We start from the raw sequence: 21,323 nt of genomic DNA, 5'->3' as shown, positions 1-21,323 counted from the left end.
TCATTGGTGAGCCAGAGCGAATCTGACCATTCCCCTGCCAACCTGGCCTAATCCAATTCCGCGATTACACGGCGGGTCTTCTTGTGTTCCTTGATGCGGAACGTGAACGTTTCGCAGCCGAAATCACTCAGGCTCAGGCTGAGATCGAGGCAGCGTTGTCTTTTTTTGAACCCCTTGATGGTGGATGGAGTTATCTCGTCGGGCGCGTCGCATCCCACTGAGCACGTCCCAACCACCCCTCTATCAAGGTTCAAGCAATGAATACTTTAGAGTTCGATGATGCACAGAGGATTTCGATCTTGCAATGCAAGACGATACTTACATTCCCAAAATACAAGCCGATTTCAATGGCGGTGTACGCAGCGGCGTGAATGGCACCCCAGCGTTTTACATTGACGGGCTTCGCTATGACGGAGTTCCAGAGTTCATCGGAATGAGTCAGATGATTGAGCTTTTGTTAGTGCGTGGACGAAATCGCTAAAGAGCCAAATCGGCTTGGCATCACCACATCAGAACCGAGGAAAAACCAACGTTAGCTTCCTTTTACATTAAAGAGGTGGACACGGAGTCGGCAACCATGAAATCTTTGAAGTATTATGAAGAAAATCGACACGCCACATGGTTGGAATTGTTTTTTGACCTGACTTTCGTTGTTACGATAGGCCAGGTTACGCACACTCTCGGACATGTTCATGATGGGCACTTTGAACATAAGCAATTATGGACATTCTTACTGCTTTTTGTACCGTTGTGGTGGATCTGGTCCAGTCACACGATTTACTCCAACAGGTTCGATACAGACAGCAATCTTCACCGTTTGGCAACATTATTCATAATGCTCCTGCTCATTGTGCTATCGGCACGGATCGGGGAAGACCTGAAAGTTAACTACCCGCTTATTATTGCCTGCTATTTTGGTATACGTGCGATCATCAGCATCATGTACATTTCATCCATTAGTAAATTCGATTCTCGCGGCGAACTTTCCTCAAGGCTTGGCTTCGCCCTATTAGTTAGCGCAGTTATTAGCCTTTCATCCGTTATTTTTGACCCGCCCTTGCGTTACCTTATTGCTTATATTGGGATTTTTCTTGATATTCTGTTTCCTGTATTTTTCTGGACTAAACTAAAACCGTTGCCCGCACATACGGAACACTTGATTGAGCGCATAGGCCTACTCACCCTAATCTTATTGGGGGAGTCAATTATTAGCCTTTCCGGAGGCTTATCTAATATTCAATGGGGTTATTATAATGTGATGGCGGCCATCACCGGATTTATCATGATTTGCAGTATCTGGTGGATCTATTTTGATAGTTTTTATTTATTGAACAAGCATCAAAGCAGTATGAGTGGGCACGCCTTAATCTACTCGCACCTTTTTCTTTTTATGGGGCTGGCACTTCTGGCAAATTTAATTAGGCATGCGATCCTGAACGACATTGCGATACGCGATTTCCAGATTATGTCGATCACCGGCATGGCCTTGTTTTTCCTAGGTAAGCAATATGGCTATTTCATAGCCGTGAGTAGAATAAGGAAATACATACTACAAAACACGTTGATAGTGTTTTCTTTGGGCGGGTTAGTCGTATTTTTACCCCGCGTCGAGTACATATTGGTCGGCCTGACAGCAACCATGATCACTTATGTTTTTCTAAATTTCAGATATCGTTGAATCATTATTATCAGACCAGAGGGTGGGACCAAGTGAGCAAGCGGCTGACTTGCGGTTACATGCTGCCCACTACGTCGTTCTCACTGCCCGTGCGCTACTCGCCGCTACCCTTGGTCTATTTGGGTTTGTAATCCTGGTATCATCGACTATAGTTAAGAGTCTCGGATGCCCCTCTTAGCTATCGCGATCTGATAGCGCCAGCCGCATCGTAACAACAGGAGCTACAACATGGTCAAAGTAGCGTTGTTCGTTCGCCTGGAAGCAAAACTTGGGAAAGAAAAGGATGTAGAGAGCTTTCTTTTGGGCGGCCTTCCGTTAGTGGAGGATGAGCCAGCCACCACGGCTTGGTTCGCAATCCGCTTGGGGCCGTCCACCTTTGGCATCTTCGACGCATTCCCGGATGAAGCAGGCCGGCAGGCTCATCTTTCGGGCAAGGTCGCGGCGGCACTTATGGCGAACGCTGCCGAGCTGTTTGCCGAACCACCATCAATCGAGAAGGTTGAGGTCCTTGCGGCCAAGCTGCCCGGTTAAGTAAATCCAACAGGAAGTTTCATTCAGGTCGGGGAGGCTCACGATGTCTTGTATGAAAATCAGGATCGCCTGGGCCTGCTGCTATCCCGGGCGGTGATCAATTAAAACACTTGTATTGAAGATAAATGTCATGGCTAAAGGGCCGTGTCCAGGATTCATGCCATGCTTTCGCGCTCGGTATAAGTGAAAGGGTACGCGCGCAAATCGTGTCCATGGACGACGTGGAAGCCGCACAGAATCTGCAAGGCAATGTGCTCATCACGGGTTTAGGCTGGGTAGGGTAGATTGTTTGCCGGGCACCGGTCGCTCATGGCGCGAAGATCTCCATCATTGATATAGAACCGGAGGTCATCCGCGCTGTGACATTATGGTTTCGTCAAGTGAGCATTCGTCGGCTTAGCAGTGACCGATGTTCAATGAGCTGCCTGACGCGGCTGCACTCCGAACTGCGCAACGATGTGCGTACCCAATTCCTCAATAACTTCCACCGCAGGGCGCTTGCCGTATTTGAGATTGAGAATGACGTGGTCCACGCCGATTTCCTCAAGCGACTCCAGCAAAAATCGTAGATGGTAACGTCCAAGTCTGAACCCCAAATGGATACGTGTGGGTGGCGTTGAGAGATTCTCATCGAGATCGATGTACAGCGACTGAGTAAAGGGCTTATACACAGAACCACATTGTTTCGTGACCTCCAGTCGCCAATCTTCCACGACCAGCCGCTGCATGTTCGGAATGCGTGGATAGTTGATCCATCCGTTGCTCTCACGCGCGATCCAACCCAGTGACTGGCGGCTGTTGCCGGTCACGAGCATTGGAATGAATTGGGTGGTAGGTTTCGGAATCAGGTCTGCGCCTTGCATTTCACCAGTGCTCCAGTGGATGGGCTCAAAACTGGTGCTGTGGGCGCGGCGAATCACTTCGTAGTGTTCTCGAAAGATCTCCCCACGCCTTTCGGGATCGACGACAAACGCCGAAAACTCCACTGGCCGATCTGCCGAAGCAACCCCCAAAATCAAGCGACCAGTGCTCAACTGATCGACGCTGGCTGACGCCTTGGCCGTGTGCAGGGGATGGTGCAGCGGGATGGCGATGGAGGCGGTGCCAAGTGCAATCTCCGAGGTATGAGCGGCCATATAACCCAGGTAAACCCAGGGGTCGAAGACTTGGCCGACATCGCCGAAGCCAGGGTCGCGAAGCGGCACGTCGCGAAACCAGAGCGCGCAGAAGCCCAGCGCCTCGGCTTGTTTAGCCAAGTGTGACCTGGTTGAGCATGCTCGGAGTGTCCCCGTCGAAGGCCTCCATGGGAAAGAACAATCCAAGGCTCAAATGCCCCTGAGTGAAGGTTCTGCTGAACCCTCGATGCAGCTGGTAAGGAAACGTGCTCCGCCGATACATACTGATTATCCAATTCAAACATGTCAGTAAAGGAAAGCCTCTTAGCCTCAGCTACTTCCGCTTGAAGGCTTCACGACGAGACTCGCGTTCGTGAAGGAAACGATCGCTGATCAGCGCTTCCAAGTCCTTGCGTTCCACAGTGTCGCCGCAGTGAGGACAAACGCTGGCCACACCCACATCATGGCCGCAGGCGCGGTGCACGAAATGCACGGCCAACCCCTCATCCGGATTCTTGCACCACTTCTCGCCCCAGGCGCGCAGTGCGTAGATCACAGGATAGAAGTCCCAGCCCTTATTGGTCAGATGATATTCGTAGCGCAGCGGCTTCTCGCTGTAGGGCCGGCGTTCGACCAGGCCTTTCGCCTCCAGCGCTTTCAGGCGCGAAGTCAGCATCTGGGGCGTAGCGGTGGTCTGGATCTGCATTTCCTCGAAGCGTGCCGCGCCCATGTACAGCTCACGCAGGACCAAAATGGTCCATTTGTCGCCCACCGAATCCAGCGAGCGCGGCGCCGCATTGGGGAATTACGGCGTGCACCGGGCAGGCTGGTCCTGCGCCGTGTTTCGTTCGCCCCTACCAGAACTGCGAACGGGTGAACGACATTCGCGCTAGAGCGATGCCCACCTTTCACGATACTGGAGCAGGAAATCCACAAAAGCGCGCACCCTCTGCGGGACATGACGACCGTGAGGGTATAGCAAGGTGTACGGTCTCGATCGCCCGCCAAACGGTTTCAAGACTTCGACGAGTCGTCCGTCCGCCAGCTCTTGTTCCACGATGAATTTGTAGGTTTGAAATAAACCGGCAGCGTTCTTGGCGAGTGTCACTCCGCCCAACACATCGTCGGAACACGAATAGCTTCCAGCGGTGAATACCTCACGCTCTCGACCGTCCTCTTGGAACAGCCACGAGATACGCCTACCGCTACTCGGAAGCTCAAACTGAATGCATTCATGCTGCTCCAAGTCCTGCAAGGTCTGCGGTGTCCCGGCTTTGTCCAGGTAGGCCGCGGACGCAACGACAACCAGCTTGGCATCCTCCAGCAACCTCGCAATCATCGTGGAGTCAGGCTGAGCTCGTACACGAATCGCCAGATCGTACCCTTCTGCAACGAAGTCGATATTTCGATTACCAAGGTGGATATCAACCGTTACTTCAGGATACAGGTCCCGAAATTTTGGCAGCAACGGCAGGATGCGGTGGTGCCCATAAGTCGTGGGCAGGCTGATACGAAGACGGCCTGAAGGCGTAGCTTGAGCGCCCATAACGGCCTGCTGGGCCTCCACCAGTTGCGTGAGTGCCTGGCTGCATTGCTCGAAGAAATCCTTTCCCGCATCGGTCAATCGAATGCTTCGGGTTGTCCTTGCGAACAGCCGAGAGCCCAGCCTTTTTTCCAAACGAAGGATCGACCTGCTCACTGCGGCCGGGGTAACGCCAGCGAGCTGAGCTGCGGCAGTAAAGCTGCCCGCTTCCGCCGACAGGCAAAACAGCTCAATGCTTCCCAACTGCAGATCGTCAAAGTGCCGCTTCATGGGATTTATCCGTACAGAGGCTGGTAGGAGGCTGGGCGTCGCACACTGCGGTAGACAGATACACCGAACTGAGAGTGCTGCTTGACAATTAGACTGCTCGGTCTAATTATCCTTGGATGGACATTCCAATGAAAGCCCCCAGGCGTGGGCGCCCTCCAAAAAACTCGCGTAGCGATCCCGATACTCGGCGTGCATTGATCCGCTGTGGCGTGGAGCTGCTGACCGAGCAAGGATTCAACACTACCGGTATTGAACAGGTTCTCAAACGGGTCTCCGTACCGAAAGGCTCCTTCTACCACTATTTCGACAGCAAGGATGCCTTCGGGCGTGAGGTCCTCGCTGAATACGGAAAGTTCTTTGAGCGCCGCCTGCGCCGGATCCTGCTCAACCCCCATCGGGAGCCGTTGGAGCGTATCCAGGATCTGCTGCACGAGTCGCTCATTGGCATGGAAAAGTACAACTGGCGTCGCGGCTGCCTGGTAGGCAATCTCGGCCAGGAAGTGACTTTGCTGCCCGATGATTTTCGCGGTCAGATAGAGAATATATTTCGAGTCTGGGAGGCGTTGCTCAGCCAATGCCTCCGGGAAGCGCAGGCCAACCAATCGATAGCCCAGTCTGTTGAATGTGAACAACTGGCGGCTTTCTTCTGGATTGGCTGGGAGGGCGCAATCATGCGCGCACGTCTCTGCGAAAATGGTCACCCACTGTTGATCTTCGTAAAAGTATTTCTCGCCGGCATTGCCCGGTGAGTTTTTATCGCGGTTTACTAGACAACCGGTCTAAAAGGAGTCGCTATGTTCAATGCAGTCGTTGTGGAGAACCAGGAAGGCGCTAAGCAGGCCCATTACCGCGAGCTATCAGATGACCAATTGCCAGCTGGCAGTGTCACCGTTGCGGTGTCTCACAGTACGCTGAACTACAAAGATGCTCTTTGCATTACAAGCCGGAGCCCGATCGCCCGACATTTTCCTATGATTCCGGGGATTGATTTTGTAGGGGTGGTGGAGCGCAGCGACGACAGCCGCTATCGCGAAGGCGACTCTGTTTTACTTAACGGCTGGGGTGTTGGGGAAAGTCATTGGGGCGGCCTATCCCAGAAGGCCCGAGTGAGCGCGGATTGGCTGATTCCACTTCCGCAGGGGATGACACCCCATAACGCCATGGCGATAGGCACTGCGGGTTACACATCCATGCTTAGTCTGATCGCCCTGGAGCGCGCCGGGCTAAGGCCTGATGCAGGACCTGTTTTGGTAACCGGGGCGAATGGTGGCGTCGGCAGCATTGCCGTAGCGCTGCTGGCTGCCCGAGGGTATGAGGTCATCGCCTCGACCGGCCGGTTAGATGAAGCAGACCACTTGGTCCGGCTGGGCGCGACGGAAGTGATTGATCGAAACACGTTATCTTCACCGGGTAAGCCATTGGGCAAAGAGCGCTGGACAGCGGCGATTGACTCGATAGGAAGTCATACTCTTGCGAACGTATGTGCTCAGACCAAAGCCGACGGCTGGGTTGCCGCTTGTGGCCTGGCACAGGGTATGGATTTCCCGGCTACAGTAGCGCCCTTCATTTTGCGGGGGGTGAGCCTCTTGGGGATCAACAGCGTCACACGTCCATATGCCGAACGAGTCGAGGCATGGGCTCGGCTGAACGCGGAGCTGGATCTGTCGATTCTGGAGCAGTTAACAAGCGAAGTACCGCTTTCAGAAGTAATCCCTGTTGCAGATGACCTATTGGCTGGAAGGATTCGCGGGCGCCTCGTTGTTGATACCAGCGTTTAATCCATAGCCCAAGCACGCTCGATGCTTTCAAAGAGGCCAGCCCTCCGTGTTGGGGGCTGGGTCGCTCAGGAAACTGCTCATCACCGGAGTGTGCCGGTGATGAGCATTCTGTCAATCAATGACCTGCGCTCTGACCGCCGTCGACGTGCAGGATCTCGCCGGTGACGAACGAAGCGCTGTCCAAGTAGAGAATCGCTTGAACGATGTCGTTGATCTCGCCCATGTGACCGACGGGGTGCAGCTTGCCCAGGGCATCGTGAGTTTCGGCGCCATGCATTGGGGTCTTGATGATGCCAGGCGATACGGCGTTAGCGCGGATGCCTCGCTTGGCATACTCAATCGCGATCGATTTGGTGGCAGCGTTGATGCCACCTTTGGTGAGGGATGCCATTACCGACGGAACGCCGTCGATTGCGTGGTCAACCAGGCTGGTGGTGACGCTGACCACATGCCCGCTACCATTCTTCTCCATTTCCGCGATGGCGAGCTGGGAGATATAGAAGAAGCCGCTCATATTGGTCGCAACGACCTGCGCATAGTCTTCTTTGGTGTAGCTGGTGAATGGTTTGGCGACGAAAATCCCGGCGTTGTTGACGAGCGTATCAATGCGCCCGAAGCGGGCCACGGCTTCGCGCACAACTCGTTCCGCTGTGGCCGGATCCGCAATATCACCGGCAACAGTCAGGATATCTGGATCGGTCGATGGTTGAATGGAGCGCGAGGTCGCTACCACTTTGTGGCCGAGGGCCCGGAACCCTTCCACTACACCTGCACCAATGCCTTGAGATGCGCCAGTTACGATGATGACTTTTTGAAAATTGCTCATGATATTTCCTCTGCGATGGATTAAGTCTTCAGTTAGACGAAGCGGCTTGTGCCGCCTGCCTTAACACTTGCTCGTAATACTCAACAGACTGTGAGCCTGCGACGACTTGCCGATTGTTCAGTACCATTGCGGGTACAGAGTTGATGCCGCGGTCCAAGTAGAAATTTTCGAGCGCTCGGACTTCATCGGTGAATTGCCCGCTTTCAAGTACTACCTGCGCTTGCTGGGCGTTCAAACCGACTTTCTGAGCCAACGCCACCAACGTCTGGTGACTGCTAGGGTTTTGCCCGTTCACGAAGTAAGCCTCAATCAGCGCTCGGTGAAGCTCGCTTTGGAGCCCTTCATTCGCTGCCCAGAACAGCAGGCGATGTGCATCATGGGTATTGAAAAAGTGAGTTCGCCTTTTGAGATTGAGCTCAAAGCCGAGCTCCCGTCCTCTTTCAACAATCATCTGATTACGTGCCGCCACCTGCTCCGCAGTTCTTCCGTACTTGCGAATCATGTGCTGGATGGCGTCCTCACCTTCGGCAAGCATATCGGGATTGAGCTCAAACGGTTTAAACGTCAACTTGACGTCGATTTCGTCGGCTACGTTGGCGATGGCTTGGTCCAAGGCAGTTGAGCCCAGCGCACACCAAGGGCAGACGACATCGGAAACGAAGTCGATTGTTACTGTGTGCTTCATGGCTTTGACTCCGACAATTGCTTTCTGTACTCGGTAGTCGTAATGCCGGAGTAGCCCCAGTTATCAGTGTCGACTTCTTCGATCACGATGTGCGTCAACTTAGGATCTTTATGAAGCACGCGCTCCATAGTTTCAGTGATTTCTTTTATTACCTGGGCCTTTTGCTCTCGGGTAACACCATCACGAGTGATGCGGACGCTGATGAATGGCATGGGAAGTTCCTCTATCAAGTGTGCATTTGGGTGATGAGCAGTTGATGGAGCAACTTTAAGAATTCAGAGCAAATTGATAAATATGCCCCGAGGTACTTCATTTGTGACCTCATGTATCGAATCACGGGGCACCTGGGTACCTCATGGCCTGTCAAACCTGGGGTCTCCGCATCGTTGACTGATCCAATAACCTGTAGTGCTGCAGCACCAGCGGCTCGGCGACCACGGCCTTTCCAATCAGATGACGACAAATTATAGGACGCCGGGCTGGGTCCGAAGATGCACCGATTTTTGTCGACAGATAGCTGTTTTTTAGAATCGCAAGACGGCGGCAGGAGCTGGACGAAAGCCACAAACGAGGACGCGAAGCCCGTTGAACTTGCCTCTGATCACCCCGGTGAATAAGCCAGAGCATCCTAAGCCAGAGGAACAAGTAGTGTATGACCAACTTGATCGCTTCATGGCGAATGGCGCCGGTTATCATATCGACCAAAAGAGGAGGGAATTTCGCGGCTCTTGAGCAACCGGAGATCTTTATTGAAGAGGTTCGGGCAGCTTACCGATTGATCCGATAAGCGGAAAAAGGCGGCGGCCACATCGGCCGCCACGCATTAGCCCAGGCGTCAATACCAAAGAGAGCACTTATTGGAAATGCTATAAGCCATTCATAGTCTTCCTTCGAGCAGAGAGACGAACAGTCGAGGTTGACGGCTCGTTAGCAGCTTCTCGCGACTGATCGCTAACGACCCATAGCGGCCTTTCGCGGAGGACAGCAATCGGCCAGAAGGGGACGCACCTGGCAGTTTGTACGGATGGAACCCTGGAACACCAAGGCCTATTCACTCACCAATTGAATGACCGTTTTGCCCTTGCTGCGACCTCCTGCGACCTGGCGAAATGCCTCGTTGACCTCTGCCAGCGCAAAGTGCTGCTGATCGACTCGAATGGTCAGTTGCCCGGCATTGGCCAGCAAAGCCGCCTCGCGCAGGATGTCCCCATGGTGGTCGCGCCCCGTGCCGGTGAGCAACGGCGTCAGGGTGAACACGCCCGAGTAGGTGGCGCTTTTGAACGATAGCGGCGCGAGGCTGTGCTGGCTCCAGCCGAGGCAACTCAATACGTGTCCGGTATAGGGCTTCACGGCCTGGAAGGAGGCATCCAGCGTGCTGCCACCCACGGTGTCATAAACGATGTCGAACCCCTCGCCGGCCGTGTACTGCTCGACATAGGCCTCCACGCTTTGCGTCTGGTAGTCGATTGCCGTGGCGCCCAGCGAGCGAATGAAGTCGAGACTCGCCGCCGAACCGGTGGCGTAGACTTCGGCACCGCGCGCCTTGGCCAGTTGCACCGCGACTTGGCCGACCCCTCCCGCACCGCCATGGATCAGCACCCGCTGTCCGGCATGGACATTGGCGCGATCCACCAAGCCTTCCCAGGCGGTGATGAAGACCAAAGGCAAAGCGGCGGCCTCACGCATGCTGAGCGCATGTGGCTTTGCCGCGATCAATCGGGCATCCACGGCGATGTACTCGGCCATGGTGCCCTGAGCACCGCCGATCCCACCGGCCATGCCGAAGACCTCCTGGCCGGGCGCGAAGCCCTCGACCGCCTCGCCCAGCTCTACGACCGTGCCGGCCAGGTCCAGACCGAGCACCGCCGGCAGTGCCTGGCGGGCGTGTGTTCCCGCGCCAGTGGCGATCTTGGTATCGAGCGGGTTGACCCCTGCGGCGTGAACCTTGACCAAGACCTGCCCCTTACCGGGAGCAGGGCGAGCCATATGGCGGACGGCCAGCGGGGCCTGGGCGGACTCGGCGATAGCGGCAAGCATGGTCTGGTTCATGACGGGGACCTCTGAATGAGTGGACGCTTACAGGTTGCTCCGTCTTATCCATTCTGATAAGAAACCAAATTTGCATATCACTCATTCCTGAAAGAGGCCTAATGTCGATGGATCTGTTCGACAGCATGCGCATCTTCGTGCGCGTCGTGGAGCGTGGCTCGTTCTCGGCTGTCGCGCGTGAACTGAACATGGGGCAGCCTGCGGTGAGCAAGCAGATCCGTGCGTTGGAGCAGTATCTGGGTGGGGCCGTGTTCGCCCGCAGCACCCGGCTTTTGGCCCTGACCGACCAGGGGCAAAGCTTTTACAGGCAATGCCAGGACATTCTCGGCCAGCTCGACAGCGCCACCCGCAGCTTCGCCAGCGGCCAGGAGCAAATTGCCGGTCCCCTGCGAATCGCCGCACCGGTCACCTACGGAAGGTTGTGCATAGCGCCGCTGCTTGGGGCCTTTCTGCAGCGCCATCCCGCTGTGCGGATCGACCTGCGCCTGAGCGATCACAACGAGGATCTGCTCAAGGAAAACATCGACTTGGCGATCCGCATCGGGGTGGTGAAAAGCGAGGGGCTGGTGGCCGTCTCTCTGGGCACCAGCACGCGGCGGGTCTATGCCGCGCCCATCTATCTGGATCGCCACGGCCTGCCAGGCGAGCCCGCCGACCTGGCAAACCACAACTGCATCGCCTTCACCCTGCTGGAGCATTACGATCGCTGGCACTTCACCCGCGGTGCGCAAGCGCTCGATGTCGCCATCAAGGGCAACGTCACCAGCAACAGCAGCGAGGCCATACGTGAGATGGTCCTGGGCGGCCTGGGCGTTTCCCTTTCTCCGGAATGGCTATTTGCAGCAGACGTCCAGCAGGGCATCGTGCGCAGCGTGTTCGACGATTACCAGACCACCGCGCTGCCAGTCAGCGCCGTGTTCAGCCGCGAGCGACGACGCTCGGCTCGGACGATGGCGTTCGTCGATTTTCTCCGGGAACATTTGTAGCTGTTCCCAAGCGGGGCGCAGGTCCGCGCGCATAACGGGCAGACCTGACAGGTATCATGCCGTGTTCTGCTGCAGCCATTCCCTCGGGCTTGCGCCCACCTTGCGACGAAAGGTGCGGGCCAGCGCAGAAGGACTTTCGTAGCCCACCTCATCGGCGATCAGTGCTATGGGGCGGCCTTCGCGCAGGCGCTTCTGCGTCAGGCTGATCCGCCAGTTGGCCAGGTAATCCGCAGGGGTGGCGCCCACGGTCTCGCGAAAGTGCGCAGCAAAGCTCGCGCGTGACATACCGGCACGATCCGCCAACTCCGCCACGGACCAGTTTTGCCGGGGCTCGTTGTGGATAGCCACCAACGCACGGGACAGCTGGGCGTCGGCCAGCCCGGCCATCATCCCCGAGGCGATGCTGCGGCTGGCGATGAGATGGCGAAGCAGCTGAATCACCATCAGCTCGAACAGGCCTGTATCGCCGCTCTCTCGCTGGACCAAGCCCCTGCTGGCTCGCGCGCTGCCCTCGAAGGCATTCAAAAAGGTCTCGGCTTCATTCCCAACGCATTCAAGACCCTGGCCCACTCCCCGGCCGCACTCAACGGTTACCTGGGCCTCGCACAGGCCCTGGGTAAAAGCTCACTGAGCGCCGCCGAACGCGAGGTTGTGGCCCTGGCGACCTCGGAAATCAACGGTTGCGATTACTGCCTGGCCGCACGCGCCTTCTTTGGCGCCAAGGCGGGCTTGAGCGATGAAGCCATCAGCCAGGCTCGCAGCGGCACCCTCAGCGCGGTCGCAGCGCTGGCGCAGCAGATCACCGCAAGCCGCGGCCAATTGAGTGACGAGCAGGTCGCTGCAGCGCGAGAGGCCGGTCTTGACGATAGCAAGATCGTGGAGGTGGTGGCGCAAGTCACGCTGCTGACCCTGACCAACTACCTGAACAACATCGCTACGACCGATATCGACTTCCCACCGTCGGCACGCTAGGAGGGTAACCGCCATGAGTCAAGTGCAGTGCTTGAAGAGCAGCGCGGTGAAACCCTGTGCACCAGGATCATCAACTTGTCAGTTTTGATCATTGAGCCCGTTCAAACGGCTGTTTAATGTCGCAGGCAGACAAACGACGGGGCCCGCCGCCCGGTGCGGCCCCGCATCCCGTGAATATGCCATCTGGGGACCTTTCCATGGCCGCCGACCGCTACCCGCACCTGCTCGCCCCGCTGGACCTGGGCTTCACCACCTTGCGCAACCGCACCTTGATGGGGTCGATGCACACCGGCCTCGAAGAGCGCCCGGGCGGCTTCGAGCGCATGGCCGCGTACTTTGCCGAGCGCGCTCGCGGTGGCGTCGGCCTGATGGTGACCGGCGGCATCGCGCCGAACGATGAGGGTGGGGTGTATTCCGGCGCGGCCAAGCTCAGTACCGAGGAGGAGGCCGACAAGCACCGCATCGTCACCGAGGCGGTGCACGCTGCCGGTGGCAAGATCTGCCTGCAGATCCTGCATGCCGGGCGCTATGCCTACAGCCCGCGCCAGGTCGCACCCAGCGCGATCCAGGCGCCGATCAACCCGTTCAAGCCCAGGGAACTGGACGAGGCGGGTATCGAAAAGCAGATCGCCGACTTCGTCACGTGCGCGGTGCTGGCCCAGCGCGCCGGTTACGACGGCGTCGAGATCATGGGTTCGGAAGGCTACTTCATCAACCAGTTCCTCGCCGCCCACACCAACCACCGTACCGACCGCTGGGGCGGTAGCTATGAAAACCGCATGCGCCTGGCGGTGGAAATCGTCAGCCGGGTGCGTGGCGCGGTAGGGCCGAACTTCATCATCATCTTCCGCCTGTCGATGCTCGACCTGGTGGAGGGTGGCAGCACCTGGGACGAGATCGAACTGCTGGCCAAGGCCATCGAGCAGGCCGGCGCGACCCTGATCAACACCGGCATCGGCTGGCACGAAGCGCGTATCCCGACCATAGCCACCAAGGTGCCGCGCGCGGCATTCAGCAAGGTCACTGCCAAGCTGCGTGGCGTGGTGAACATTCCGCTGATCACCACCAACCGCATCAACACCCCGGAAGTGGCCGAGGCGGTGCTGGCCGAGGGTGATGCCGACATGGTCTCGATGGCCCGGCCATTCCTGGCCGACCCGGATTTCGTCAACAAGGCCGCCGCCGGGCGCGGCGACGAGATCAACACCTGCATCGGCTGCAACCAGGCCTGCCTGGACCATACCTTTGGCGGCAAGCTGACCAGCTGCCTGGTCAACCCGCGTGCCTGCCACGAGACCGAGCTCAACTACCTGCCGGTGCGCACCGTGAAGCGCATTGCCGTGGTCGGCGCTGGCCCGGCCGGCCTGGCGGCAGCCACGGTAGCGGCCGAGCGCGGCCACACGGTGACCCTGTTCGAGGGTGCAAGCGAGATCGGCGGGCAGTTCAATGTGGCCAAGCGGGTACCGGGCAAGGAAGAGTTCCATGAAACCCTGCGTTACTTCCGCAACAAGGTCAAAAGCACGGGCGTGGACCTGCGCCTGAACACCCGGGTCGATGTGCAGGCGCTGGTGGACGGTGGCTATGACGAGATCATCCTGGCCACCGGCATCGCCCCGCGCACGCCGGCCATCCCCGGTGTCGAGCATGCCAAGGTACTCAGCTACCTGGACGTGCTACTTGAGCGCAAGCCGGTGGGCAAGGCTGTCGCGGTGATTGGTGCGGGTGGCATCGGTTTCGACGTTTCCGAGTACCTGGTGCATCAAGGCGTGGCCACCAGCCAGGACCGCGAGGCGTTCTGGAAGGAATGGGGCATCGATACCCATCTGCAGGCGCGCGGTGGCGTGGCCGGGATCAAGGCCGAGCCGCATGCCCCGGCGCGGCAGGTGTACCTGTTGCAGCGCAAGAAATCCAAGGTGGGTGACGGCCTGGGCAAGACTACCGGCTGGATTCACCGTACCGGCTTGAAGAACAAGCGGGTGCAGATGCTCAACAGTGTCGAGTACCTGGGCATCGACGATGCCGGCCTGCACGTTCGCGTGGCCGACGGCGAGCCACAAGTGCTGGCAGTGGACAATGTGGTGATCTGTGCCGGGCAGGAGCCGCTGCGCGAACTGCAGGACGGGCTGGTGGCGGCGGGGCAGTCGGTGCACCTGATTGGTGGGGCCGATGTGGCGGCGGAACTGGATGCCAAGCGGGCGATCAACCAGGGTTCGAGGTTGGCGGCTGAGCTCTGAGTTGCCGGGGCCGCTTTGCGGCCCTTCGCGGGCTTGCCCGCTCCCACAGGGGTAGCGCACCTCGGACTGTGGGAGCGGGCAAGCCCGCGAAGGGCTGCAAAGCAGCCCCAGGATTTCGCTGGTAAACTCGCAGCATGCTCCTCGACCTTCCCCAAGCTCCCCTGCACCCCCTTAACCTGCCCTGGCTGCAACAGGCCAAGGTCGAAGCCGCCATCCTGCGCCTGGACCTGATCGACCCGCTGATCAGCGGCAACAAGTGGTTCAAGCTACGCCACCACCTGCAACAGGCCAGCGCCAGCAACGCCCAGGGCCTGATCAGCCTCGGCGGCAACCATTCCAACCACCTGCACGCCTTGGCCGCAGCCGGCAAGCGCTTCGGCTTCGCTACCGCCGGCCTGCTGCGCGGTCACGCCCAGGACACGCCAACCGTGCGGGACCTGCAGGCGCTGGGCATGGAGCTTCACTGGCTGGGCTATGGCGGCTACCGGGCACGAAACGAAGCGGGTTTCTGGGAGCCCTGGCAGGCACGCTATCCGGGTTGGCACTGCATCCCCGAAGGGGGCGGCGGGCTCGCCGGTGCACGGGGCTGCGCGCTGATCGTGCAGCAAGCGCGCGGGCAAGTCGCGGCACTGGGCTGGTCGGGCTACGACGCCTGGTGGCTGGCCAGCGGAACGGGAACTACCCTGGCCGGCCTGGTAATGGCCGAGGCCGGCGCACATGTGGTGCATGGTGCATTGGCTGTACCCAGGGACCATGGAGTACCGGAAGCGGTAGCGACACTGGCCGGCGCGCATGGCTACCAGCTGCACGACGCCTGCCGTGGCGGGTTCGGCAAATTCGATGATGAGCTGCTGGCGTTCATCGCCGACTGCGAGCGGCACACCGGCGTGCCACTCGAAGCCCTGTACACCGGCAAGGCTCTGCTGGCCTTGCGTGAGCAGGTCGGGGCCGGGCTGTTCGCGCCCGGCGCCCGCCTGATCGTGGTGCACACCGGCGGCCTGCAGGGCCGACGCGGTTACTTGTAAGGCAGCATGCGCAGCAGTGTGTTGTCGCGCTGCACATAGTGATGATACAGCCCGGCCAGCGCGTGCAGGCCGATCAGCCAGTAGCCCCAGCTGCCGATACGTTCATGCCAGCCTTTGATGAACTTGGCCTGGTCCGGGTTCGGGCCGATCAGGTGCGGCAGCTCCAGGCCGAAGAACGGCACCGGCTTGTCGGCGGCGCTGAGGATAAGCCAGCCGGCCAGCGGCAGGATGATCATCAGCAGGTACAAAGCCAGGTGCATCAAGTGCCCGAGGCCGGTCTGCCAGGCCGCAGGCTTGGGCACGATGGGCGGGGTCGGGCGGCTCAGGCGGATGGCCAGGCGCAACCAGACCAGCACGAACACGCTGAGCCCAAGCATGAAGTGCAGATCTTTCATCAGGTTGCGTTCGACGCTGTCCTTGGGGAACAGCCCACGCAGTTCGATAAGGGCGTACACCGCAGCCAGCAGCACCAGCATCAGCCAGTGCAGGGCAATGGAAAGGCGCGCGTAATGGGTCGCGGGGGTGGATGAAACCATGATCGGTCCTCGTCATCAGGTCGGAATGGCGCTCTTGCTGGCGCTCAGGTAGTACTGTAATGGCTATCAGGGAACGGATTTTTGCTCTGGGTCTGTGAAAATTGTGTTGTCTGCACCGGCCTCTTCGCGGGCTTGCCCGCTCCCACAGGTACTGCACAGCGTTCAGAACCTGTGCTGTATCTGTGGGAGCGGGCAAGCCCGCGAAGAGGCCGGAACTGCTGGCATCATGCCTCGGGAGTAAATGGCCAAGTGTCAGCCACCAGAAACACCCGCTCGGCCTCCTGCCACGCCCCATCAGCCTCTTGCTCCAACCTCACCAGCAACTGCGCAGGAGCCTGCCGCTGCAGCACATGCAGCCACGCCGCAAACTGCTCCATCGGCCAGCAGTCGTTCGCCTCGACCCGCGCCGGCGCCAGCCAGGCATGCCGTTGCAGCGGTTGCCATCGCTCACCCTCGCCCATGATCCAGTCCCGCCGCCGTACCCAGCGCCCGCGCAAGTGCTGCGGGTTGGCGCCCTGCGGTGGCTGCGCATGCCCAGGCCACGGGTAGAACAGATAACCACCCAGCCACACATGCGCCTGCACCTGCTCCACACCCAGTTGCGCCAGCACCTCGCGGCTGTGCGCCCCCGCCGACATGGGCAACTGGTGCCGCGTCAGGTGCGCCAGTTTGCTACCCAGGCGGTCATGGCAGCCTGGCCCCAGCCAGGCTCGCGGGTCGTGCCCGGCGTGCTCCGGGCCCAGGTACAGCTTGATCGCCAACTCCAGGTGGTGCACGCCGTCGCGGTCGCGCAGCACCACGTCCAGCTCGCCCAAGGTGCGCCCGCCGTCGCGAATCGCCAGATTGGCCGCCAGCAGTTCGATGCCCGGCGCCTGGCCCAGGGCGAATTGCCACAGGCGTTCGTAGTAATGCCCCAACCGCCGACTGCCCAGTTGCGCCAGCCAGTCGCGCAATGGCCGGTCATCGTCATCCAGCGCCTGCAGCCAGTTTGCGAGGTGCTGCGGCTGGTCGGCCCACAGGCTGCCCGCCAGCGGGTGGCGCTGGGGGCAGGGCGGGGCGCTGAGCAACGGGGGCGACAGCAGGGCCCAGGCCAGGTCGCGCACGGTGGGACAGCGTAGCTGCCGGGGCAGGTGATGGAGCAGGGCGAATGGCATCATCCTGCGAGCATAGCCGGTTTGCCGCTACCCGGTGGTTTCGCCCATAATCGCGGCATAGTCACCCGCCGCAGAGCCTCGCAGGAGCCCCATGGAGCAATTTCGCAATATCGGTATCATCGGCCGCCTTGGCAGCTCCCAGGTGCTCGACACCATTCGCCGACTGAAAAAATTCCTCCTCGAGCGCCACCTGCACGTGATCCTCGAGGACACCATCGCCGAGGTGCTGCCCGGCCATGGCCTGCAAACCTCCACCCGCAAGCTGCTGGGCGAGGTCTGTGACCTGGTCATCGTGGTCGGCGGCGACGGTAGCTTGCTGGGCGCCGCCCGCGCCCTGGCCCGGCACAACATTCCGGTGCTGGGCATCAACCGTGGCAACCTGGGCTTCCTTACCGACATCCGCCCCGACGAGCTGGAAGAGAAGGTTGCCGAAGTACTCGACGGCCACTATCTGGTGGAAAACCGCTTCCTGCTGCAGGCCGAGGTGCGCCGCCATAACGAAGCCATTGGCCAGGGTGATGCGTTGAACGACGTGGTGCTGCACCCGGGCAAGTCCACGCGCATGATCGAGTTCGAGATCTACATCGATGGCCAGTTCGTCTGCAGCCAGAAGGCCGACGGCCTGATCGTCGCCACCCCCACCGGCTCCACCGCCTACGCGCTGTCGGCCGGGGGGCCGATCATGCACCCCAAGCTCGACGCTATCGTCATCGTGCCGATGTACCCGCACACCCTGTCGGGCCGGCCAATCGTGGTCGACGGCAACAGCGAGCTGAAAATCGTGGTGTCCAAGGACCTGCAGATCTACCCGCAAGTGTCCTGTGACGGCCAGAACCACTTCACCTGCGCCCCCGGCGACACCATCACGGTGAGCAAGAAACCGCAGAAGCTACGCCTGATCCACCCACTGGACCACAATTACTACGAGGTCTGCCGCACCAAGCTCGGCTGGGGCAGCCGTCTGGGAAGCAGGGACGACTGATGCTCGATCCGGCGCGTAGTTTCGACATCATCGGTGACGTGCACGGTTGTGCGCTGACCCTTGAACGCCTGCTCGACGCCCTCGGTTACAAGCGTGTGGCCGGTGTCTGGCGCCACCCGCGGCGCCAGGCGCTGTTCCTTGGCGACATCGTCGACCGCGGGCCACGCATTCGCGAGGCATTGCACATCGTCCACGACATGGTCGAGGCCGGCCAGGCGTTCTGCATCATGGGCAACCACGAGTACAACGCCCTGGGCTGGGTCACTCCGGCACTGCCCGGCAGCGGCAAGGCCTTTGTACGTGAACACACGCCGCGTCACGCCCGGCTGATCGACGAAACCCTGACCCAGTTCGCCCACCACCCCGCGGACTGGCACGACTTCGTCAACTGGTTCTACGAACTGCCATTGTTCGTCGACGCCGGGCGCTTCCGCCTGGTGCATGCCTGCTGGGACCCGCGGCTGATCGAGCCGCTGCGCCAGCTGTACCCCGACGGGCGCATCGACGAGCACTTCATCCAGGCCTCGGCGGTGACCGGCAGTTTTGCCGCCACCGTGTGCAACCGCCTGCTGCGCGGCACCGACATGCGCCTGCCGGACGGCCTGACCCTGACTGGCGGCGACGGCCTGACCCGCGCCTTTTTCCGCACCAAGTTCTGGGAAGAAGACCCGCAAACCTATGGCGACATCGTGTTCCAGCCCGATGCCCTGCCCGCGGAAGTGGCCAGCACCCCGCTCAGCCATAGCCAGAAAAACGCCTTGCTGCGCTATGCCGAAGACGAGCCGATGCTGTTCGTCGGCCATTACTGGCGCAGCGGCCGCCCGGCGCCGATCCGCGCCAACCTGGCCTGCCTCGACTACAGCGCCGTGCTCTACGGCAAGCTGGCTGCCTACCGGCTGGATGATGAAACCCGCATCGACCCGCACAAGTTCGTCTGGGTCGACGTCGACCGCCCGCAGGCCAACCAATGAACGTTATCGAAGTGATGCGCCTGCCGCTGTCGGTCGATCTCAGTGGCTTCGTCCAGCTGCTGCAGCGCCTGCAGGTGCCGCACCGGGTCAGCGAGGAGGGTGATGCCCAGGTGCTCTGGGCCCCCGATACCCTGGCCGAAGACGTCCGCGAACTCTACCAGCGCTACCCCGACGGCAACGCCGACCTTGAGCTCGCTGCGGCCCCTGTGGGAGCGGGCGCGCCCGCGAATGCCCCCACACAACCCTCCCTGGCAGAACAGGCCAAAGCCTGCAAAGTCACCACTGTCACGCTGCTGCTGTGCTTCATCGTCGCCGGCCTCACCGGCCTGGGCGACAACTTCACCACCATCAGCTGGTTCACCTTCCTCGACTTCCGCGTCCAGGGCGACTACCTGTACTTCAGCCCGCTGGCGCAAAGCCTGGACGAAGGCCAGTGGTGGCGCCTGGTATCGCCCATGCTGCTGCACTTCGGCGTGCTGCACCTGGCCATGAACAGCCTGTGGTTCTGGGAGCTGGGCAAACGCATCGAACTGCGCCAGGGCCCGTGGGCGCTGCTGGGCCTGACCCTGCTGTTCAGCCTGGTGTCCAACCTGGCCCAGCACTACAGCAGCGGGCCGAGCCTGTTCGGTGGCCTGTCCGGTGTGCTGTACGGACTGCTCGGGCATATCTGGCTGTTCCAGTGGCTTGCGCCAAACCGTTACTTCAACCTGCCCAAGGGCGTGCTGGTGATGATGCTGATCTGGCTGGTGGTGTGCCTGAGCGGCGTGATCGACACCCTGGGCCTTGGCCAGATCGCCAACGCCGCCCACGTCGGCGGGCTGCTCATCGGATGCCTGACCGGGCTCTTGGGTGGGGCGCTGGCGCGGCGTAAACTGTCGGCTTGAATCAGGAGACACTATGTCCACTTTCGCGCAAATGATCGAAAACATCACCCCGGAAATCTACCAGAGCCTGAAGCTGGCCGTGGAAATCGGCAAATGGTCGGACGGCCGCAAGCTCACCGCCGAACAGAAAGAGCTGTCGCTGCAGGCAGTGATCGCCTGGGAAATGAAAAACCTGCCCGAAGACCAGCGCACCGGTTACATGGGGCCGCAGGAGTGCGCGTCGAAGTCTGCACCGATCGCCAACATTCTGTTCAAGTCGGACTCGGTACATTGATCGAACTCGCTCGTGGCTCGTTGAGCAAGATGGCGGTCAGCCTGCAGGCACCGGTGGTGCAGTACAGCTTCCGCCTGGATGACACGCAAGTGCCGGTCAACCCGCTGATCGGCCAGCGCCTGCGCCTGGAATACCTCGGCGCCATCCACTGCAGCCATTGTGGCAAGCGCACCAAGACCAGCTTCAGCCAGGGTTATTGCTACCCGTGCATGACCAGGCTGGCCCAGTGCGACGTCTGCATCATGGCCCCGGAAAAGTGCCACTACGACGCCGGCACCTGCCGCGAACCGTCGTGGGGTGAACAGTTCTGCATGACCGACCATGTGGTCTACCTGGCCAACTCGTCGGGGATCAAGGTCGGTATTACCCGCGCCACCCAGCTGCCCACCCGTTGGCTCGACCAGGGCGCCAGCCAGGCCCTGCCGATCCTGCGTGTGGCCACCCGCCAGCAATCCGGCCTGGTCGAGGACTTGCTGCGCAGCCAGGTGCCGGACCGCACCAACTGGCGCACCCTGCTCAAGGGCGACGCCGAGGAGCTCGACCTGGTTGCCATTCGTGAACAGGTCTTCGATGCCTGCGCCGCTGGCCTGGGCGAACTGCAAGGCCGCTTTGGCCTGCAAGCGATCCAGCCGCTGCGCGACGCCGAAGTGGTCCAGATGAAATATCCGGTCGAGGCCTACCCGAAAAAGATCGTCAGCTTCAACCTCGACAAGGACCCGGTAGTGGAAGGCACGCTGCTGGGCATCAAGGGCCAGTACCTGATCTTCGACACCGGTGTGATCAATATTCGCAAGTACACGGCCTACCAGCTGGCCGTGCTCCAGTAAAAG

22 protein-coding genes and 2 pseudogenes are annotated in these 21,323 nt (G+C 59.9%); 14 read left to right on the top strand and 10 right to left on the bottom strand.

What is annotated here, in order from left to right; all coding sequences use genetic code 11:
• Positions 1 to 304: 304 nt before the first annotated feature.
• The 3 genes from CAF70_RS13605 (at position 305) to CAF70_RS13595 (ending at position 2,209) form a co-directional block, all read left to right on the top strand.
• Positions 305 to 481: a DsbA family protein gene (locus CAF70_RS13605; RefSeq protein WP_371915955.1), complete on the top strand. Its 177-nt coding sequence runs from the start codon at positions 305 to 307 to the stop codon at positions 479 to 481.
• A gap of 96 nt (positions 482 to 577) precedes the next feature.
• Complete coding sequence (locus CAF70_RS13600) at positions 578 to 1,678, top strand: low temperature requirement protein A (protein WP_085625276.1); 1,101 nt, start codon at positions 578 to 580, stop codon at positions 1,676 to 1,678.
• A 228-nt stretch (positions 1,679 to 1,906) separates the two neighbouring features.
• Positions 1,907 to 2,209: a putative quinol monooxygenase gene (locus CAF70_RS13595; protein ID WP_085625275.1), complete on the top strand. Its 303-nt coding sequence runs from the start codon at positions 1,907 to 1,909 to the stop codon at positions 2,207 to 2,209.
• A 413-nt stretch (positions 2,210 to 2,622) separates the two neighbouring features.
• On the opposite strand, the pseudogene CAF70_RS13590 reads toward CAF70_RS13595, so the two are convergent.
• The 3 genes and pseudogenes from CAF70_RS13590 to CAF70_RS13580 all read right to left on the bottom strand — a co-directional run bounded on the left by CAF70_RS13590 (position 2,623) and on the right by CAF70_RS13580 (position 5,137).
• A pseudogene (locus tag CAF70_RS13590) lies at positions 2,623 to 3,607 on the bottom strand (LLM class oxidoreductase).
• Positions 3,608 to 3,658: 51 nt separating this feature from the next.
• Positions 3,659 to 4,096, bottom strand: a complete 438-nt coding sequence (locus CAF70_RS13585) for a helix-turn-helix domain-containing protein (protein WP_256573291.1) — start codon at positions 4,094 to 4,096, stop codon at positions 3,659 to 3,661.
• Positions 4,097 to 4,213: 117 nt separating this feature from the next.
• A complete protein-coding gene (locus tag CAF70_RS13580; RefSeq protein WP_085625273.1) occupies positions 4,214 to 5,137 on the bottom strand; it encodes a LysR family transcriptional regulator in 924 nt (307 codons plus the stop codon).
• Between the two features lie 128 nt (positions 5,138 to 5,265).
• Between CAF70_RS13580 and CAF70_RS13575 the strand changes: the two genes are divergently transcribed.
• Both CAF70_RS13575 and CAF70_RS13570 read left to right on the top strand, forming a co-directional pair.
• Positions 5,266 to 5,886 carry a TetR/AcrR family transcriptional regulator gene (locus tag CAF70_RS13575; protein WP_143491597.1) on the top strand — a complete coding sequence of 207 codons (621 nt, stop codon included), beginning with the start codon at positions 5,266 to 5,268 and terminating at the stop codon, positions 5,884 to 5,886.
• Positions 5,887 to 5,931: 45 nt separating this feature from the next.
• On the top strand, positions 5,932 to 6,915 hold the full coding sequence (locus CAF70_RS13570) for an MDR family oxidoreductase (protein ID WP_085625271.1): 984 nt from the start codon (positions 5,932 to 5,934) through the stop codon (positions 6,913 to 6,915).
• Positions 6,916 to 7,030: 115 nt separating this feature from the next.
• On the opposite strand, the gene CAF70_RS13565 is transcribed toward CAF70_RS13570, so the two are convergent.
• From CAF70_RS13565 to CAF70_RS13550, 4 genes are all read right to left on the bottom strand, one after another.
• Positions 7,031 to 7,741: an SDR family NAD(P)-dependent oxidoreductase gene (locus CAF70_RS13565; RefSeq protein WP_085625270.1), complete on the bottom strand. Its 711-nt coding sequence runs from the start codon at positions 7,739 to 7,741 to the stop codon at positions 7,031 to 7,033.
• Between the two features lie 28 nt (positions 7,742 to 7,769).
• Entirely contained in the window at positions 7,770 to 8,426 is a 657-nt protein-coding gene (locus tag CAF70_RS13560) for a DsbA family oxidoreductase (RefSeq protein WP_085625269.1), read from the bottom strand.
• Entirely contained in the window at positions 8,423 to 8,638 is a 216-nt protein-coding gene (locus tag CAF70_RS13555; RefSeq protein ID WP_046614894.1) for a 4-oxalocrotonate tautomerase family protein, read from the bottom strand. The genes CAF70_RS13560 and CAF70_RS13555 overlap by 4 nt, the downstream gene beginning before the upstream one ends.
• A gap of 835 nt (positions 8,639 to 9,473) precedes the next feature.
• Positions 9,474 to 10,475, bottom strand: coding sequence for a zinc-dependent alcohol dehydrogenase family protein (locus CAF70_RS13550; protein ID WP_085625268.1), 1,002 nt, complete (start codon positions 10,473 to 10,475; stop codon positions 9,474 to 9,476).
• A gap of 107 nt (positions 10,476 to 10,582) precedes the next feature.
• Here CAF70_RS13550 and CAF70_RS13545 point away from each other — a divergent pair, with 107 nt between their 5' ends.
• Positions 10,583 to 11,461, top strand: a complete 879-nt coding sequence (locus CAF70_RS13545) for a LysR family transcriptional regulator (RefSeq protein ID WP_085625341.1) — start codon at positions 10,583 to 10,585, stop codon at positions 11,459 to 11,461.
• Between the two features lie 54 nt (positions 11,462 to 11,515).
• Here the strand turns inward: CAF70_RS13545 and CAF70_RS13540 are convergent.
• A pseudogene (locus tag CAF70_RS13540) lies at positions 11,516 to 11,917 on the bottom strand (helix-turn-helix domain-containing protein); the annotation flags it as partial.
• Between CAF70_RS13540 and CAF70_RS13535 the strand changes: the two are divergent.
• From CAF70_RS13535 to CAF70_RS13525, 3 genes are all read left to right on the top strand, one after another.
• On the top strand, positions 11,882 to 12,433 hold the full coding sequence (locus CAF70_RS13535) for a carboxymuconolactone decarboxylase family protein (protein ID WP_085625267.1): 552 nt from the start codon (positions 11,882 to 11,884) through the stop codon (positions 12,431 to 12,433). The pseudogene CAF70_RS13540 and the gene CAF70_RS13535 overlap by 36 nt on opposite strands.
• Before the next feature lie 197 nt (positions 12,434 to 12,630).
• Complete coding sequence (locus CAF70_RS13530) at positions 12,631 to 14,667, top strand: NADPH-dependent 2,4-dienoyl-CoA reductase (RefSeq protein ID WP_085625266.1); 2,037 nt, start codon at positions 12,631 to 12,633, stop codon at positions 14,665 to 14,667.
• A 134-nt stretch (positions 14,668 to 14,801) separates the two neighbouring features.
• Positions 14,802 to 15,692: a 1-aminocyclopropane-1-carboxylate deaminase/D-cysteine desulfhydrase gene (locus CAF70_RS13525; protein ID WP_085625265.1), complete on the top strand. Its 891-nt coding sequence runs from the start codon at positions 14,802 to 14,804 to the stop codon at positions 15,690 to 15,692.
• Here CAF70_RS13525 and CAF70_RS13520 read toward each other — a convergent pair.
• Positions 15,683 to 16,228: a cytochrome b gene (locus tag CAF70_RS13520; protein WP_085625264.1), complete on the bottom strand. Its 546-nt coding sequence runs from the start codon at positions 16,226 to 16,228 to the stop codon at positions 15,683 to 15,685. The two genes, CAF70_RS13525 and CAF70_RS13520, sit on opposite strands and share 10 nt — an antisense overlap.
• Before the next feature lie 224 nt (positions 16,229 to 16,452).
• Positions 16,453 to 17,385 carry a DUF1853 family protein gene (locus tag CAF70_RS13510; protein ID WP_085625263.1) on the bottom strand — a complete coding sequence of 311 codons (933 nt, stop codon included), beginning with the start codon at positions 17,383 to 17,385 and terminating at the stop codon, positions 16,453 to 16,455.
• Between the two features lie 88 nt (positions 17,386 to 17,473).
• Between CAF70_RS13510 and CAF70_RS13505 the strand changes: the two genes are divergently transcribed.
• The 5 genes from CAF70_RS13505 to CAF70_RS13485 are packed head-to-tail and all read left to right on the top strand — an operon-like array spanning position 17,474 to position 21,320.
• Positions 17,474 to 18,364 (top strand): NAD(+) kinase, encoded by an 891-nt coding sequence (locus CAF70_RS13505; RefSeq protein WP_025338255.1) that lies wholly within the window; start codon positions 17,474 to 17,476, stop codon positions 18,362 to 18,364.
• Positions 18,364 to 19,335 carry a metallophosphoesterase gene (locus CAF70_RS13500; protein WP_085625262.1) on the top strand — a complete coding sequence of 324 codons (972 nt, stop codon included), beginning with the start codon at positions 18,364 to 18,366 and terminating at the stop codon, positions 19,333 to 19,335. Before CAF70_RS13505 ends, CAF70_RS13500 begins: the two co-directional genes overlap by 1 nt.
• Positions 19,332 to 20,219 carry a rhomboid family intramembrane serine protease gene (locus CAF70_RS13495; RefSeq protein ID WP_085625261.1) on the top strand — a complete coding sequence of 296 codons (888 nt, stop codon included), beginning with the start codon at positions 19,332 to 19,334 and terminating at the stop codon, positions 20,217 to 20,219. The genes CAF70_RS13500 and CAF70_RS13495 overlap by 4 nt, the downstream gene beginning before the upstream one ends.
• A 13-nt stretch (positions 20,220 to 20,232) precedes the next feature.
• Positions 20,233 to 20,493 carry a YeaC family protein gene (locus CAF70_RS13490; protein ID WP_003247224.1) on the top strand — a complete coding sequence of 87 codons (261 nt, stop codon included), beginning with the start codon at positions 20,233 to 20,235 and terminating at the stop codon, positions 20,491 to 20,493.
• Positions 20,490 to 21,320, top strand: coding sequence for a DUF2797 domain-containing protein (locus CAF70_RS13485; protein WP_085625260.1), 831 nt, complete (start codon positions 20,490 to 20,492; stop codon positions 21,318 to 21,320). Before CAF70_RS13490 ends, CAF70_RS13485 begins: the two co-directional genes overlap by 4 nt.
• Positions 21,321 to 21,323 lie beyond the last annotated feature (3 nt).

It is taken from the genome of Pseudomonas sp. B19(2017) (assembly GCF_002113165.1).
Taxonomy (GTDB): domain Bacteria; phylum Pseudomonadota; class Gammaproteobacteria; order Pseudomonadales; family Pseudomonadaceae; genus Aquipseudomonas.
The sequence above is the reverse complement of the archived record's forward strand: the minus strand, read 5'-3'. Positions and strand labels throughout refer to the sequence as shown.

Excerpts from the sequence above, each read along its gene's own strand:
- CAF70_RS13595 (WP_085625275.1), top strand. The coding sequence starts at position 1,907 with ATGGTCAAAGTAGCGTTGTTCGTTCGCCTGGAAGCAAAACTTGGGAAA.
- CAF70_RS13505 (WP_025338255.1), top strand. The coding sequence starts at position 17,474 with ATGGAGCAATTTCGCAATATCGGTATCATCGGCCGCCTTGGCAGCTCC.
- CAF70_RS13490 (WP_003247224.1), top strand. The coding sequence starts at position 20,233 with ATGTCCACTTTCGCGCAAATGATCGAAAACATCACCCCGGAAATCTAC.
- CAF70_RS13605 (WP_371915955.1), top strand. The coding sequence starts at position 305 with ATGCAAGACGATACTTACATTCCCAAAATACAAGCCGATTTCAATGGC.
- CAF70_RS13535 (WP_085625267.1), top strand. The coding sequence starts at position 11,882 with ATGGCGAAGCAGCTGAATCACCATCAGCTCGAACAGGCCTGTATCGCC.
- CAF70_RS13555 (WP_046614894.1), bottom strand. The coding sequence starts at position 8,638 with ATGCCATTCATCAGCGTCCGCATCACTCGTGATGGTGTTACCCGAGAG.
- CAF70_RS13575 (WP_143491597.1), top strand. The coding sequence starts at position 5,266 with ATGAAAGCCCCCAGGCGTGGGCGCCCTCCAAAAAACTCGCGTAGCGAT.
- CAF70_RS13525 (WP_085625265.1), top strand. The coding sequence starts at position 14,802 with ATGCTCCTCGACCTTCCCCAAGCTCCCCTGCACCCCCTTAACCTGCCC.
- CAF70_RS13510 (WP_085625263.1), bottom strand. The coding sequence starts at position 17,385 with ATGATGCCATTCGCCCTGCTCCATCACCTGCCCCGGCAGCTACGCTGT.
- CAF70_RS13600 (WP_085625276.1), top strand. The coding sequence starts at position 578 with ATGAAATCTTTGAAGTATTATGAAGAAAATCGACACGCCACATGGTTG.
- CAF70_RS13495 (WP_085625261.1), top strand. The coding sequence starts at position 19,332 with ATGAACGTTATCGAAGTGATGCGCCTGCCGCTGTCGGTCGATCTCAGT.
- CAF70_RS13580 (WP_085625273.1), bottom strand. The coding sequence starts at position 5,137 with ATGAAGCGGCACTTTGACGATCTGCAGTTGGGAAGCATTGAGCTGTTT.
- CAF70_RS13570 (WP_085625271.1), top strand. The coding sequence starts at position 5,932 with ATGTTCAATGCAGTCGTTGTGGAGAACCAGGAAGGCGCTAAGCAGGCC.
- CAF70_RS13560 (WP_085625269.1), bottom strand. The coding sequence starts at position 8,426 with ATGAAGCACACAGTAACAATCGACTTCGTTTCCGATGTCGTCTGCCCT.
- CAF70_RS13530 (WP_085625266.1), top strand. The coding sequence starts at position 12,631 with ATGGCCGCCGACCGCTACCCGCACCTGCTCGCCCCGCTGGACCTGGGC.
- CAF70_RS13545 (WP_085625341.1), top strand. The coding sequence starts at position 10,583 with ATGGATCTGTTCGACAGCATGCGCATCTTCGTGCGCGTCGTGGAGCGT.
- CAF70_RS13565 (WP_085625270.1), bottom strand. The coding sequence starts at position 7,741 with ATGAGCAATTTTCAAAAAGTCATCATCGTAACTGGCGCATCTCAAGGC.
- CAF70_RS13500 (WP_085625262.1), top strand. The coding sequence starts at position 18,364 with ATGCTCGATCCGGCGCGTAGTTTCGACATCATCGGTGACGTGCACGGT.
- CAF70_RS13520 (WP_085625264.1), bottom strand. The coding sequence starts at position 16,228 with ATGGTTTCATCCACCCCCGCGACCCATTACGCGCGCCTTTCCATTGCC.
- CAF70_RS13550 (WP_085625268.1), bottom strand. The coding sequence starts at position 10,475 with ATGAACCAGACCATGCTTGCCGCTATCGCCGAGTCCGCCCAGGCCCCG.